Origin of the sequence: Bacteroides sp. 2_2_4 (genome assembly GCF_000157055.1) — a bacterium.
GTDB classification, from domain to species: domain Bacteria; phylum Bacteroidota; class Bacteroidia; order Bacteroidales; family Bacteroidaceae; genus Bacteroides; species Bacteroides ovatus.
In genome coordinates this window covers 561,463-576,647 of the sequence record NZ_EQ973357.1, presented here as the reverse complement: position 1 = coordinate 576,647, position 15,185 = coordinate 561,463, and the positions used below count along the sequence as shown (strand labels likewise).

The following is a 15,185-nucleotide window of genomic DNA, read 5'->3' as shown; positions in this document are numbered from 1 at the left end:
CCTCCGTGTCCTCTGTGGTGAAATCAGATTTCTTCCCCCTTCAGCGTAGCCGAGCTGGCCTCCGTGACACGCACATTGACGAAATCACCGACACGGTGCGTACCTCTGTCGAACACCACCACACGGTTCTGCTCCGTACGGCCGAACAGCTGGTCGCGCGAACGCTTGGAGACTCCTTCCACAAGCACTTCATAGGTTTTACCGATGCAACGCTGGTTGGATTCGGCAGACAGACGGTTCTGCAAAGCGATAATCTCGTTCAGGCGACGCACTTTCACCTCTTCGGGCACATTATCTTCGAGATGCTTGGACGCATACGTTCCCGGACGTTCGGAGTATTTAAACATGAAAGCGGCATCATATCCACATTCTTCCATCAGCGAAAGTGACAAGGCATGATCCTCTTCCGTTTCAGAATGAAAACCGGAGAAAATATCGGTAGTCAGTCCGCAATCGGGGATGATACGTTTGATAGCTGCCACCCGGTCCAGATACCACTCACGGGTATACTTACGGTTCATCAGTTTCAGAATACGCGAACTGCCGCTCTGCACAGGCAGATGGATATGTTTACACACATTCGGAACTTGCGCAATCACTTCCAGCGTTTCATCACTCATATCCTTCGGATGGGAAGTCGTGAAACGAATACGCACTCCCGGAGCAGCCTCGGCCACTGTTCGGAGCAACATCGGGAAAGTAACCACTTCGCCTGTCGGTCTTTCAAAACGGTAAGAGTTGACGTTCTGCCCCAACAGGGTGACTTCCTTATAGCCTTTCGTCACGAGGTCTGCCACTTCATTCAGGATGCTTTCTACGTCACGGCTGCGCTCGCGTCCACGAGTATAGGGCACGATACAATAGGTGCAGAAGTTATTGCAGCCACGCATGATGGATACAAAACCCGAAATATGATTGCCGCAGATACGCGACGGAATCACATCCCGATAAGTCTCGGTAGTAGATAGTTCCACATTGATTGCTTTTTCACCGGTTTCTACGGCCGCAATCAGGTCGGGCAACGTCAGGTAAGCATCCGGCCCCACAACGAGGTCTACATGATGATTCGTTATCAGATCATCCTTTACCCGTTCGGCCATACAGCCCAGTACACCTACAATCAGATGCTTTTTCTTTTTCTTCAGCGAGTGGAAAAACTCCAGGCGATTCAGAATCTTCTGCTCCGCATTGTCGCGGATGGAACAGGTATTCATAAACACGGCATCGGCTTCCTCCAGCGTTTCGGCTACGGAATAACCCGCCATTTGCATCACCGAGGCAATCACCTCACTGTCGGCTACGTTCATCTGGCAGCCATAGGTTTCGATAAACAACTTTTTGTTGTCATCCTTCATTTCAGTTGCGGATTTAAAGTCCGCTCCCGTTAATTCGTTCATACTCAAATCTTAGTTTAAAAATTCGGATGCAAAGATACGGCTTCGCTTTCAATAAGTAGTGAATTGATATCAAAATAACGCAAAAACTTATGATTTGGCAAGCAAATTTGTAATTTATGTTAAGAGAATAAACATTTTTAGGCGATATGCTTGGCAAATTTAAATTTATTTTTCACATTTGTGCAATGAAAGAAACATTAGATTTTTTCATAGTTAAGGTTTAGGTTAAAAAAATTAAGGGGAGCTGTGAAGCTGCCCTTTTTTCATAATAAAATGTTAGCCTGAACCAGATAAAATACGTAACTTTGGCAGATAACTAATTAGCAGTGAAACACAATGGAAGATTTTTTGAAATTTCTCTTGATAGCAGGTGTCATTCTTGTGGGAATATTCAAAGAGGTGAATAAGAATAGTAAATCGAAAAAAGCTAAGAATAAACGCCCCGTTTCCCCGATGCCATCCCCCGTTGAAGTAGCTCCGGATGCAGTTCCTATGCCCGAGGCATGGGGTGGCCCCAAGTCGCTGGAAGAATTATTCCAGCCTAACCCCCTGAAACAGACGCCACCGCAACAGTCTCCCAAACAGACGGCGAAACCAGCAGCGCAGCAGAAAAGAAAAAAAGAAGAAATATCCGTTTCCGCATCCCTGGCAAACAGTGCCGCGCAAGATAAACGAAATTCCCAACAAGGTTCTCATTATAACTCTCACACCGAATCAACTGATAACGAACATGATTTCACGATTCACTCCGCAGAAGAAGCCCGCCGCGCTATTATCTGGGGAGAGATACTTCAACGGAAGTATTGAGAGAGCCCGTAAACTCATTGAGTTTCGAATCATTATGTGACGAGTCATTGCCACGCATTGGTACAAGGCCGTACAAACAGAGAATTAATTATCAATAAAAATATCAACTGTATTTAACACGAAATTTACTATTTATGTCACTCAATCGTATTTCGGCAGCGGAAGCTGCAAGCCTAATCAAACATGGCTACAACATCGGCCTAAGCGGATTTACTCCCGCCGGAACGGCCAAGGCTGTAACAGCCGAACTCGCAAAAATTGCTGAAGCAGAACATGCGAAAGGAAACCCGTTTCAAGTAGGAATTTTCACAGGCGCATCGACAGGGGAATCCTGTGACGGCGTACTGTCACGTGCCAAAGCCATCCGCTACCGCGCTCCTTATACTACCAACGCCGACTTCCGCAAAGCTGTGAACAACGGAGAGATTGCCTACAACGACATACACCTCTCACAAATGGCACAGGAAGTGCGCTACGGGTTCATGGGCAAAGTGAACGTAGCCATCATCGAAGCCTGCGAAGTAACTCCGGACGGAAAAATTTATCTGACTGCCGCCGGTGGCATCGCCCCGACCATCTGCCGTCTTGCCGACCAGATCATCGTGGAGTTGAACAGCGCACACAGCAAATCCGGTATGGGTATGCACGACGTATACGAACCGCTCGACCCGCCTTACCGCCGCGAAATACCGATCTATAAACCGAGTGACCGTATCGGACTGCCTTACGTTCAGGTAGACCCGAAAAAAATTATAGGCGTAGTGGAAACCAACTGGCCGGACGAAGCGCGTTCTTTCGCTGCCGCTGATCCGTTGACCGACAAAATCGGACAGAATGTTGCCGACTTCCTCGCTGCCGACATGAAACGCGGTATCATTCCGTCTACTTTCTTACCCCTGCAATCGGGTGTAGGAAACATCGCCAACGCCGTACTTGGTGCATTGGGACGTGATAAAACGATTCCTCCATTCGAAATGTACACAGAGGTAATACAGAACTCCGTGATCGGACTGATTCGCGAAGGACGTATCAAATTTGGTAGCGCCTGCTCACTGACTGTAACAAACGACTGTCTGGAAGGCATTTACAACGATATGGATTTCTTCCGCGATAAATTGGTTCTCCGTCCGTCGGAAATCTCAAACAGCCCGGAAATAGTACGCCGTCTCGGTATCATTTCTATCAATACAGCCATCGAAGTCGACCTGTACGGCAACGTAAACTCTACCCATATCGGCGGAACAAAAATGATGAACGGTATCGGTGGTTCGGGAGACTTTACCCGCAACGCTTACATCTCTATCTTCACTTGTCCGTCTGTGGCTAAGGAAGGTAAGATCAGTGCAATCGTACCGATGGTATCCCACCACGACCACACGGAGCACGATGTCAACATCGTTATCACCGAGCAAGGTGTTGCCGATCTTCGTGGCAAGAGTCCGAAAGAACGTGCACAAGCCATCATCGAAAACTGTGCTCATCCTGACTACAAAGAGCTTCTTTGGGATTACCTCAAACTGGCCGGCAACCGCGCGCAGACTCCACACGCTATTCAGGCTGCACTTGGTATGCACGCAGAGTTGGCTAAAAGTGGCGATATGAAGAATACCAATTGGGCTGAATACGCCAAGTAATATAGAATATAGGATTTACAATATTCGATTCTAAACAAGTATAATTGTATTCTCTGGTAAACAAAATCCAACGATTTTTGCTTATCAGAGAATGCAATTATCTTTTTATAGAAAAATCAATAAGTTATAGAAGAATCAATAAGCCCTTCATAAAGAGTAGAAACTTAACCTATGACAACATAGAAATCGGATTCAACAACGAAATTCCACTTGGGTTGTTTTGGGGTGTCAAAACACTTTTCTTTAGGAAAGTGCTTCTGTTGCACAGAGCTTTAGCAGGGGTAAGTCTTTCAATTTGAGTATTATGACACCATCTATTTCCCAATAATCACCTCACACACCTTATCCTGAAATGCCCGTGCCTTAGCTGCCGAAAGCACATTCTGGTTCATAATGGCAAATGCCACTTCATGTCCGTTTTTCATCTTCAGATAGCCCGCGAGCGCATTTATTGCCGTAAACGAGCCTGTTTTGGCATGAACATTCCGGAAGGCAGGAGTACCTTTCATCCGGAATTTCAATGTTCCGTCCACTCCGCCAACGGGAAGAGATTTATATAACATCTGAAACACCTCTGTTTGCGAGTACGCATATTTCAGAAAGTCCACCAGCAGGGCAGGAGAGAGGTAATTATAATTGGACAGTCCGCAACCGTCGGCAATCTTATAGTCTTTCGGGTCATGCCCCAGGCGACGGATCAATTTCATAATCTCGACAATACCATCTTCGGCAGCTACCTGCTTCTTTCCCGTAGCCTGCGCCCCTAAGCGACAAAGAAATGCTTCCGCATTGAGATTATCACTCTCTTTCATCAACAGGTTCAGCACTTTCTGCACGGGAGTATTCCAGCAAGCCATCCGTTCTACATTCACACTATCACGAGGCAATTCGGCAAAGCCATACGACTGGGGAGTCGTGATTCCTTTCCCACGAAGACGCTCCAGGAAAGTATGCATAAAAAAACGGGGAGAGTCATAGATGTTTACATCGTCCTTTCTGATCGAAGTGACATTTCCCGAAACAAGGAGATTGTTTCCATTCGTCAACCAGTCTCTCGTGAAAGAGAATCTTCCGGCAGAAGAGGTACGTGTTTTCGTCTGATTCGTCACTGTATAATAGGAGGATACAGGTTGACAGGAAACACTCGCGGTATCTCCCTGCACCGTAGAGGGAACGACAGAAACCTGCACAGTCCCCTTGCAAAACATCAGTGGAGACAAATAGGGCTGATAGCCCGCAGGGGTATCGTCCCATGCCCATCCACTACCCCAATAAAGAGAGTCTTTCATCGAAACATCGCCGTACACCTGTCCGTTAATCACCGAAAAAGGGAAAGTGATTACCTCTTCTATCAATGAATCCATCGACTGGCTGTTAAATTCAGGATCGAAGCCGCCTATCACATACAGGTTGCCTTGCAAAGTATCATGTTCTATCACGCCATCGTGCCATACTTCCGTGCGGAAAGGTTCGGCAGCTTCGGGGCGGGAGAGTGCGGTAATAGCCGTCAGCAGCTTCATGGTAGAGGCAGGACGGGAAAGTTTCTCCGCACGATAGTTATAAAGCGATTTCTTAGCCGTCAGATCGTAGACGGATATGCCGACCTCGGATGCTTCGGGGAGCATCTTCTTGATAAGCGAATCTATCCGGGAGAAATTTTGTTGTCCCCAAAGTGGCAACAAACAAACTGAAAGGGCGACCAACAAAAGACTTTTTTTCATACAATACAGTTTATGACATCAACAAATGATAGTATCTTACCTCTATATCTATTTCAAATTTTTCTCGACCTGTCCAAGAAGCGAACCGGAGCCATAGCCGGACCATACATCCTGAATTTTTCCATCAGGGGCAATCAATACATAATGAGGGATTCCCCGTACCTGATAGTTTAGGGCAAGACCGGTGCGTCCTTTACGAAGTTCATTCCACTGGTTACCGCCCATTCCTTTCGTCTTGATATACTCTTTCCAACGTGCTTTCGGGTCCTCACTAATACTAATCACAGTCATTTTATCCTTATACAGATCCATCACCTTCTCCATTTCGGGTATCGACTCCACGCAAGGACCACACCCGCTACTCCAGAAATCGAGTAAGATGAATTTTCCTTTAAATTCGGAAATATGACGGAGAGAATCATTCGCATCATACAAGTCTCCATCCACCATCATATCTCCAACTCCTACGGTAGTGGGAGGATAAACATAGGCTGTAATCTCCTGTCCGTCATCTGTTTGTTTATCGGCTTCGGACATTCGGGCATAGAGTTTTTTCACCTCTTCTTTATAAGGCATGATGGTTTTATATTTCATCATGGAAGCAAAAAACAATAATCTATCCATCCACACCGGGGAGACGGGAGCTTCTTCCATGTATTCCATTTCCTTTTTCCAGATTTCCTGCTGCAACGGCATTGACAGTTTCCGGATAGAATCTATTTTGGCCCAGGCCTGACTTTCAAACTCCCGGTCGCCCGGATGGTCTATGAACATCATCCGTTGCCAGTCATATTCCGCTGCCATGTATTGCATCAGTTCTTTCTGTTGAGCCATCGCGCAAGCCGTAAAGCGGTTTTCTTCCTGCTGTTCCGGCACACCGCTTACTACTTCCCATGTTTTCACTAGTTTATCCTGTCCCTTGATTTCAATGTATTCTCCCGGTGCAATCCACACTTCCAACCATGTACCCGGGAAGCCCCGATTATCAGACATTATCAGCATTTTCCGTGTGGTAGAAACCGTGTCGCGAAAAGAGAACTGTCCATTCATAAGCGTATCTCTCAAGACACAGTTGAGAATATTTCCGTCTTCTTCATACAGGCCGATCACAATGCTGTCGGGAAGATTGGCCAATTCGCCCTGAATCAAATATTCATTGGCGGCAACTGACGCTTTCCGATTAAATGTACAATGACACATCAGCATACAAACTATTGCCAATAAGACCGGAGTGATTATATATTTTCTCATCATATATTTGATTTTATCAGTAAGATACCCGCATCAATGAACGATCGCAGATATCGGAATCCGTTTATAACACTTCCCGGAAAATCTCTCCTACCGTGGGATGCGGGAAAACAATCTTTTTCCATTGCGCTGCCGTCAATCCGAGCTCAATGGCAGTGCCCGCAAGAGTGATAATCTCCGAAGCCGGATTGCCCAACACATGAGCGCCAATCACCCGCTGCTGTTCATCCAACAATACTTTGCAGACTCCGTTGACGCCTTCATTCTCCGCCACAAAACGGCCGGAGTAAGCCATCGGAAGTTTGATAACCTGATAAGTGATACCTTTTGCCAACGCCGATTCCTCCGTTTCACCCACTCCGGCAATCTCCGGATTGGTATAGACTACGCCCGGAATAGCCCGATAACTCATGGCATCTTCCTTTCCCAAGATGGAATGTACGGCAACTTCCGCTTCACGAACAGCCGTATGGGCGAGCAAAGAGAATCCTGTCAGGTCACCACAAACATACACGCCCGGCACAGAAGTCTGCATCTTTTCATTAACTCTGATAGCGCCACGCTCTGTCTTCTCCAAATTCAAGTTTTCGAGCCCGAAACCTTTCGTCACCGGGCGACGGCCGACACTCATCAACAGCTTTTCTGCAATGACACTGCCGTTTCCCTCTGCGTTCTCATAAGAAACAACAGCTCCTTCTTCCGTTTGCGACAAGCCAACCACTTTCGTACTAAGCAGGAATTTAATACCTCGTTTTGTATATTCTGCACGGAGCAAAGCGGAAAGCTCCTTATCCATTCCACCCAGGATTTCGTCCATCATCTCAACCACCGTCACCTGTACTCCCAAACTATTGAAGAACGACGCAAACTCCATACCGATTACCCCGCCACCAACAATAGCCAGAGAAGCCGGCAATTCTTTACTGTCCAAAGCATCCCTGTGCGTCCAGTAGTTCACCGCGTCCACTCCCGGAATAGGGGGAATGAAAGTTTCCGAACCCGTACATAATATCAGATTCTCTCCTTCGTAAGTCTCTTCCCCGCAGCGAACCGTATTTTTATCAATGATCTGCGCTTCTCCTGATACAATTGTAACATTGTTGGCAGTCAGCTTCGCTTTCACTCCCAGCACCAGTTTACGCACTACCTTACTTTTACGAGCTATTATCTTAGGCAAATCGAAAGAGACTTCCGGGATATTGACTGCATACTTTGATGCATGTTTTGCACTGTCATAAGTCTTTGCCGAATACAACAATGTTTTCGTAGGAATACAGCCTTCATTCAGACAGACACCACCCAGACTATTCTTTTCGATAAGCAATACGCTCAAACCGCCTTTACCGGCAGTTTCGGCAGCCGTATATCCCGCAGGACCGCCACCAATGATAATTACTTGATATTTCATAGTATATAATCAGTTAATCTTTTCATTATTATCAAAACATGCTACGATTCATCCTCTTGAGAGTCTACAGGGTCTATTGCCTCCGTGGCCTTTATTTTCTTTGCGAACATTCTCTTTTCGAGTAGTTCTGCAAATTCCTGTTCCTTGACAGGCATCACCGAAACAAACTTCCCTTTTCCGTATTCTATCAGGATATAATCCGTCACCGAGAAGCGGCCGAATTTCATGGAATGGTATTTCCTGACTGCGGTAATTTCGGAAAGCGGGATGATCTTCTTGCGAATAAAACGACCACGTGAGACTTCCAGATCACCGTTTGTTGTCAATGTATAAGTAGTGTGTATAATTTGTTCGATCACTACAATCAGCATCAACATAAACAGTACCGCCACTAAGATATACTTACACCACAATGCGCCGACGGCATTCACAGTAAGCACCACCAACAGGAAATATTGGTACCAGGCAATGCGGGCATGAAAAATTCGATTCATTTTGTCAGATTTTTGCCTGCAAGGTAGCAATTTTATGAATTAGTGACAACGAAAAGTACAACGAAGTAACTTATTTTGTAGCTTTGCGGTGAGAAATAACAAGATTATGGTAAGAAAATTCGATTTCCTCGTTATCGGTTCCGGAATTGCCGGTATGAGTTTTGCGCTGAAAGTGGCGCACAAAGGTAAAGTTGCTCTTATCTGTAAAAGTGGGCTGGAAGAAGCCAATACGTACTTCGCCCAGGGAGGTGTAGCCTCCGTCACCAACCTTCTGGTGGATAATTTCGACAAGCACATTGAAGACACAATGATTGCCGGTGACTGGATCAGTAACCGTGCCGCAGTAGAAAAGGTTGTGCGCGAAGCTCCCGCACAAATTGAAGAACTGATTAAGTGGGGAGTGGATTTTGACAAAAACGAGAAAGGCGAATTTGACTTGCACCGCGAAGGCGGACACTCGGAGTTCCGTATTCTTCACCATAAAGATAATACGGGAGCGGAAATTCAGGACAGCCTGATTAAAGCCGTACAACGCCATCCGAATATCACGGTCATCGAAAACCAGTTTGCCATTGAAATCCTGACACAACATCACCTGGGAGTGACTGTAACCCGCCAGACACCGGACATCAAATGTTATGGTGCTTATATCCTCGATCCGAAAACGGGAAAAGTAGATACCTATCTTGCCAAAGTGACGCTAATGGCTACCGGTGGAGTAGGAGCCGTTTATAAAACAACCACTAACCCGCTAGTCGCTACCGGAGACGGTATCGCCATGGTTTACCGTGCCAAAGGTACGGTGAAGGATATGGAGTTTGTACAATTTCACCCTACCGCCCTGTATCATCCGGGAGACCGCCCTTCTTTCCTGATAACGGAAGCAATGCGTGGTTACGGAGGTGTACTGCGTACAATGGACGGCAAAGAGTTCATGCAGAAATATGATCCCCGTCTTTCGCTCGCTCCCCGTGACATCGTGGCACGCGCCATCGACAACGAGATGAAGAACCGCGGAGACGACCATGTATATCTGGATGTCACCCACAAAGATCCCGAAGAAACAAAAAAACATTTCCCCAATATCTACGAAAAATGTCTTAGCCTGGGCATCGACATCACTAAAGATTATATCCCGGTAGCCCCGGCCGCCCATTATCTCTGCGGAGGTATCCTTGTCGACTTGGACGGACAATCTTCCATCGAACGTCTTTATGCCGTGGGAGAATGTTCCTGCACAGGATTGCATGGAGGCAACCGCCTGGCTTCCAACTCACTGATAGAAGCAGTCGTATATGCCGACGCTGCCGCCAAGCACAGTCTACAAGTGGTCGATCAATATTCTTATAATGAAGATATTCCCGAATGGAACGATGAAGGAACCCGTTCGCCGGAAGAAATGGTGCTCATTACGCAAAGTATGAAGGAAGTGAACCAGATTATGAGTACGTATGTAGGCATTGTCCGCAGCGACCTCCGTCTGAAACGTGCCTGGGACAGACTCGATATTATCTACGAAGAGACTGAAAGCCTGTTCAAACGTAGCGTAGCGTCCAGAGAAATCTGCGAATTGCGTAATATGGTGAATGTGGGTTATCTGATTATGCGCCAAGCAATGGAGCGTAAGGAAAGCCGCGGATTACATTATACGATAGATTATCCTCACGTGAAGAAATGATTATGAAAACATTGATTCGGACCTTTATTCTTTTCTTCTGCATAACGGGACTAGCTTCCTGCTATGCAGGTATTCCACTGAAAAGTGGAAAATCGGAAAATAACCAGACTTATGAAGTCAGTTATCTGTTCGAGCACGACGGAGTGAAAGTGTACCGTTTTCTCGATTTGGGAAACTATGTGTATTTCACGACCCGGGGAGATGTAACCAGTATCAAGAATGATTCAACAAGAAAAAGGACAATTACTATTTATAAAGACAGTATACCAAACCGATAATGAAAAGAGGGTGTCTAACAAATTTCTTTTTAACGGCTTCACCTCTATCAAACAAACTCTGACAGATTATATACGATAGATTATCCGTACGTGAAGAAATAGGATTTACAGTATTATTTTTATCAAAAAGAAAAAACAAGAGGCTTCCTCAAATTATATTTTTGAGTTTGGCCTCTTATTTTTTTATCTTTATATGTTTCTTTTGCATTCCTCAAAGAAACTATACTATACACTTATGAGAATATAATACACTTCAACAAACTGCGCATCCATCTATAAATCAAGCATTTAAATAACAGCAGCATATAAATACGAATACCTCTGCCTCTTCTAAAATCATTCCCCAATATCATCCTCTTAAAAACATGTTCTTGAGCATGTGTACACCTCTTTGAGAATATAGTAAACGCTTTCCTGTCTCTCATCTCATACTTTTGTTCACAGAAATAATCACTAATCGAAATATTATGGATATAGCTAAAAGATGTGAGCAGAACCCCCTACTGGCTCCAAAAGATTTAAAAGCGGGAATCAACGGAATGGAAATTACATGTTTGTTAAATCCCGGAGTTTTCAAATATCAAGGCAAAATTTGGTTACTTTTGCGCGTCGCAGAGAGACCTATACAGAAAGAAGGAATTATCAGTTTTCCTATATATAATGAAAAAGGAAAAATAGAAGTGGTTTCGTTTTTAAAGAATGATCCCGATTTAGATGCTTCAGACCCACGCGTTATCGGTTACAAAGGAAAGAATTATCTGACTACGATGTCTTACTTACGATTGGTTTCAAGTACCGACGGTATTCACTTCAAAGATGAACCGGAATTTCCACCCATTTTCGGAAAAGGAGAGCTGGAAGCATTCGGTATTGAGGATTGCCGTGTTGCAACAACCGAAGATGGTTTTTACCTTACTTTCACAGAAGTATCATCGGTAGCTGTAGGAGTTGGACTGATTCACACCAATGATTGGAAAAACTATACACAGCATGGAATGATATTCCCACCGCATAATAAAGATTGTGCATTGTTCGAACAGAAGATAGGTGACAAGTATTTCGCTCTTCATCGCCCAAGCAGTCCCGAACTTGGCGACAATTATATATGGTTGGCAGAATCGCCCGACCGCTTGCATTGGGGAAATCACAAATGTGTGGCAACCACTCGTGACGGAATGTGGGATTGCGCACGTGTAGGGGCAGGGGCAGCTCCAATAAAGACAGAAGAAGGCTGGCTGGAGATTTATCATGGAGCCGATTTTAATCACCGTTATTGCTTGGGGGCTTTATTACTCGATTTAAATGACCCGTCGAAAGTGATTGCAAGAAGTGAAGAACCTATCATGGAACCTATCGCAGCTTATGAGCAAACAGGTTTCTTTGGGAATGTAGTTTTCACTAATGGGCATTTAGTGGACGGTGATACGATAACCATGTATTATGGAGCAAGCGATGAAGTGATTTGTAAGGCAGAGCTTTCCATTTCAGAGATATTAAACGTATTAAAACAGACACAAGAGAAGTAATGAATAAACTGAAAAAAGAATATCTGTTCTTTAAACAACAGGAACCTAACATGAGAACACTGTTGGTTACCAATATGCTTTATGCATTGGTACTACCGATAGTAGAAATCTTTGTGGGAGCCTATATCATGAGGAACACAAGCGATCCGGTGATGGTTGCTTTTTATCAGCTGGCAATGTATATAGGCATCATTACTACCTCTCTTGTTAACGGTTATCTGCTAAAGAAATACAGTGTGAAAACGCTTTATTCGGTAGGAATCTTGGTAAGTGGCATTTCCATGTTCGGTATGATGACTATCAAGTCACTTGGCTTCGTCGAACTTGGTCTGGCCGGCTTTTTAATGGGAGCAGCTTCTGGTTTCTTCTGGACCAACCGATACCTGCTGGCTCTCTATAATACCAACGACAACAGCCGTAACTATTTCTTCGGACTAGAGTCTTTCTTCTTTTCTATTACCTCCATCGGTGTTCCTTTAATTATAGGCGCATTTATCAGCCAGATAGATGGAAAAGAAGTTTTCGGATTCCTCTTCAATATCAATACCTCTTACTGTGTAGTTACGATGGCAGCAGTAGTCATTACCGTTATCGCCTGCATGACACTGTGGAAAGGTAAATTCGAGAACCCCAAAGAAACGAACTTCCTCTATTTCCGCTTCAACATACTTTGGAAAAAGATGCTGTGGCTAGCCGGATTGAAAGGAATGGTTCAAGGTTTTTTAGTAACGGCACCGGCTATATTAGTATTGAAGCTGGTAGGAGATGAAGGAGCGTTAGGATTGATTCAGGGAGTTAGCGGAGCATTGACCGCTGTCCTGGTGTATGTATTAGGACGTATGGCCCGCCCGCAAGACCGTTTGAAAATATTTGTAGGAGGACTAATCGTATTCTTTGTCGGTACACTATTCAACGGTATTCTCTTCTCTGCTACGGGAGTGATCCTTTTCGTCCTTTGCAAAGTGATATTCCAGCCTTTGTTCGACCTGGCTTACTTCCCCATTATGATGAGAACAATTGATGCAGTTGCAAAGATTGAGAATAGAAACGAATATGCATATATCCTAAGTCATGAGTTCGGCCTTTTCCTTGGAAGAGCTTTCGGTTTACTACTGTTTATCTTCCTTGCTTATTGTGTATCGCAGGATTTTGCATTGAAATATGCGCTGGTGATTGTTGCCGGATTACAATTAGCGGCATATCCTTTAGCTAAGAATATTACTAATCAAACTGATACTATTGAACATGAAAATGACAAGTAAAGGTGTTTTTGTACTTATAACCGTTTGTCTCCTGGCATCTTGCTCGGGCAACGGAAATAACTTTGGTGAAAAGGTAAAGCAGGTTTCCATCCATAGGGTAGACTCTATGCCTGATATGCCTGAAACTTATAAAATGCTGGACTGGAAGCAAAAAGCCCAAAAGTATGACCAGTTTATCTTTGACTGGAATAATAAAAGTGAAGTCGGACCATTAATCTGGTTAGATGACGCCCGCAGAAATATGGACCAGACTACATTTGGCTTATATACTGCCATTAAAGATATTCGTCAGGGAAAGAATGCCAATAACGGAGAGTTCCATGAAAGTCTGAACTCATTGGCTGCTATTCTTGGTGCCGGCCTTGTAGGGATTGACAAGACGAATCAAGACGGATATAACTATGTAAAAATGGTGCAGAATTATTTCAATTCTGATAACGGCTGGAATATAGTCATGAACAATACGACTCCGTCAGTAGCCCTTTTAGGAGGAGGCTATGGTCGTGACTGGTGGTATGATGTATTACCCAATGCCTTATATTATGCTATTTGCGATGTTTTCCCCAATGTAGACGGGGCAGAGAAGATACAAAAAAGTATTGCGGAGCAGTTTGTTAAAGCAGATTCCGTATTAAATGGAAATTACGACTATTCTTATTTTGACTATGCACAAATGAAAGGAATGGTGAATAATATTCCATTGCAACAAGACGCCGCCGGTGGTCATGCTTATGTATTGTTGTGTGCTTATCATAAGTTTGGCGATCCACGTTATCTGCAACATAGTAAGAGTGCTATCGAAGCCCTGCTTGCCCAGAAAGAAAGCCGTTTTTACGAGGCTCTTTTACCACTCGGAGTTTATACGGCAGCCTATTTGAATGCAGTAGAGGGAGCCAACTATGATGTAGCCAAACTTCTTGATTGGGTATTTGACGGATGTAAAAGCCCTGCAGGAAGAACCGGTTGGGGGATTATTGTAGGAAAATGGGGTGATTATGATGTAAGTGGTCTGCAAGGAAGTATCACAGACGGCGGAGGATATGCATTCCTCATGAACAGTATCAAACCTGCCTGGCCTTTCATTCCGATGGTGAAATATCAGCCTCAATATGCAAAAGCTATCGCCAAGTGGATGTTGAACAATGCAAGTGCATGTCGTTTGTTCTATCCGGGGGAAATAGATGAAACACATCAATGGGCTCCGGAATTGAAGGACATTACTTATGATAATGTTTCTTATGAAGGTTTACGAAAAACGGATGACTATGGAAAAGCATCATTAAAAGGGGTTAGTCCGGTTGCAATCGGCGATGGTCCCAAATGGATAAAAGGTAATCCGACGGAGAGCATGTTCAGCGTTTACAGTTCTTCTCCTGTTGGTATTTTTGGGGCCATTGTTTGTCAAACGAATGTGGAGGGTATTCTCCGACTGGATTGCAATGTCACAGACTTCTATACAGAGAAACCTTATCCGGTCTATCTCTATTATAACCCTCATAAAGAGACCAAAACCATTACTTATCAAGCTACCCAACCATGCGATTTGTTTGATATTGTTGCCAAAGAATATATAGCAAAAAATATAAAGACAAATGGCTCCGTTGAGATCCCGGCCAACGACGCAAGAGTAATTGTGGAACTTCCCGCCGGAACAGAATTAGAACTGAAAGATGGTAAGATTATTGCGAATAAACAAAATATCATTTCATATAATTAAATCTAAGTGTAT

12 protein-coding genes are annotated in these 15,185 nt (G+C 44.4%); 7 read left to right on the top strand and 5 right to left on the bottom strand.

Features of this window, described 5'->3' with window-relative positions; genetic code table 11:
* Positions 1-23 precede the first annotated feature (23 nt).
* The gene (gene miaB, locus BSCG_RS19455; RefSeq protein ID WP_004310131.1) at positions 24-1,397 is read right to left on the bottom strand and encodes a tRNA (N6-isopentenyl adenosine(37)-C2)-methylthiotransferase MiaB; all 1,374 of its coding nucleotides are present in this window, start codon (positions 1,395-1,397) and stop codon (positions 24-26) included.
* 336 nt (positions 1,398-1,733) lie between these two features.
* Here miaB and BSCG_RS19460 point away from each other — a divergent pair, with 336 nt between their 5' ends.
* Positions 1,734-2,204, top strand: coding sequence for a hypothetical protein (locus BSCG_RS19460; protein WP_008775391.1), 471 nt, complete (start codon positions 1,734-1,736; stop codon positions 2,202-2,204).
* Positions 2,205-2,338: 134 nt separating this feature from the next.
* Positions 2,339-3,838, top strand: coding sequence for an acetyl-CoA hydrolase/transferase family protein (locus BSCG_RS19465; protein ID WP_008775390.1), 1,500 nt, complete (start codon positions 2,339-2,341; stop codon positions 3,836-3,838).
* A gap of 314 nt (positions 3,839-4,152) precedes the next feature.
* Here the strand turns inward: BSCG_RS19465 and dacB are convergent, their stop codons facing one another.
* From dacB to BSCG_RS19485, 4 genes are all read right to left on the bottom strand, one after another.
* Entirely contained in the window at positions 4,153-5,559 is a 1,407-nt protein-coding gene (dacB, locus tag BSCG_RS19470; RefSeq protein WP_008775389.1) for a D-alanyl-D-alanine carboxypeptidase/D-alanyl-D-alanine-endopeptidase, read from the bottom strand.
* A gap of 48 nt (positions 5,560-5,607) precedes the next feature.
* The gene (locus tag BSCG_RS19475; protein ID WP_008775388.1) at positions 5,608-6,810 is read right to left on the bottom strand and encodes a TlpA disulfide reductase family protein; all 1,203 of its coding nucleotides are present in this window, start codon (positions 6,808-6,810) and stop codon (positions 5,608-5,610) included.
* Positions 6,811-6,874: 64 nt separating this feature from the next.
* Positions 6,875-8,218 carry a dihydrolipoyl dehydrogenase gene (lpdA, locus tag BSCG_RS19480; RefSeq protein WP_008775387.1) on the bottom strand — a complete coding sequence of 448 codons (1,344 nt, stop codon included), beginning with the start codon at positions 8,216-8,218 and terminating at the stop codon, positions 6,875-6,877.
* A gap of 41 nt (positions 8,219-8,259) precedes the next feature.
* Positions 8,260-8,712, bottom strand: coding sequence for a PH domain-containing protein (locus tag BSCG_RS19485; RefSeq protein ID WP_008775386.1), 453 nt, complete (start codon positions 8,710-8,712; stop codon positions 8,260-8,262).
* Between the two features lie 106 nt (positions 8,713-8,818).
* On the opposite strand from BSCG_RS19485, the gene nadB reads away from it, so the two are divergent.
* The 5 genes from nadB to BSCG_RS19510 all read left to right on the top strand — a co-directional run bounded on the left by nadB (position 8,819) and on the right by BSCG_RS19510 (position 15,173).
* Positions 8,819-10,390, top strand: coding sequence for an L-aspartate oxidase (gene nadB, locus BSCG_RS19490; protein WP_004298834.1), 1,572 nt, complete (start codon positions 8,819-8,821; stop codon positions 10,388-10,390).
* 2 nt (positions 10,391-10,392) lie between these two features.
* Complete coding sequence (locus BSCG_RS19495) at positions 10,393-10,668, top strand: DUF4884 domain-containing protein (protein WP_004312856.1); 276 nt, start codon at positions 10,393-10,395, stop codon at positions 10,666-10,668.
* Between the two features lie 467 nt (positions 10,669-11,135).
* Positions 11,136-12,194: a glycoside hydrolase family 130 protein gene (locus BSCG_RS19500; RefSeq protein WP_008775385.1), complete on the top strand. Its 1,059-nt coding sequence runs from the start codon at positions 11,136-11,138 to the stop codon at positions 12,192-12,194.
* A complete protein-coding gene (locus BSCG_RS19505; RefSeq protein WP_004298829.1) occupies positions 12,194-13,456 on the top strand; it encodes an MFS transporter in 1,263 nt (420 codons plus the stop codon). Before BSCG_RS19500 ends, BSCG_RS19505 begins: the two co-directional genes overlap by 1 nt.
* Positions 13,440-15,173 carry a hypothetical protein gene (locus BSCG_RS19510; RefSeq protein ID WP_032849395.1) on the top strand — a complete coding sequence of 578 codons (1,734 nt, stop codon included), beginning with the start codon at positions 13,440-13,442 and terminating at the stop codon, positions 15,171-15,173. The genes BSCG_RS19505 and BSCG_RS19510 overlap by 17 nt, the downstream gene beginning before the upstream one ends.
* Positions 15,174-15,185: the final 12 nt, after the last annotated feature.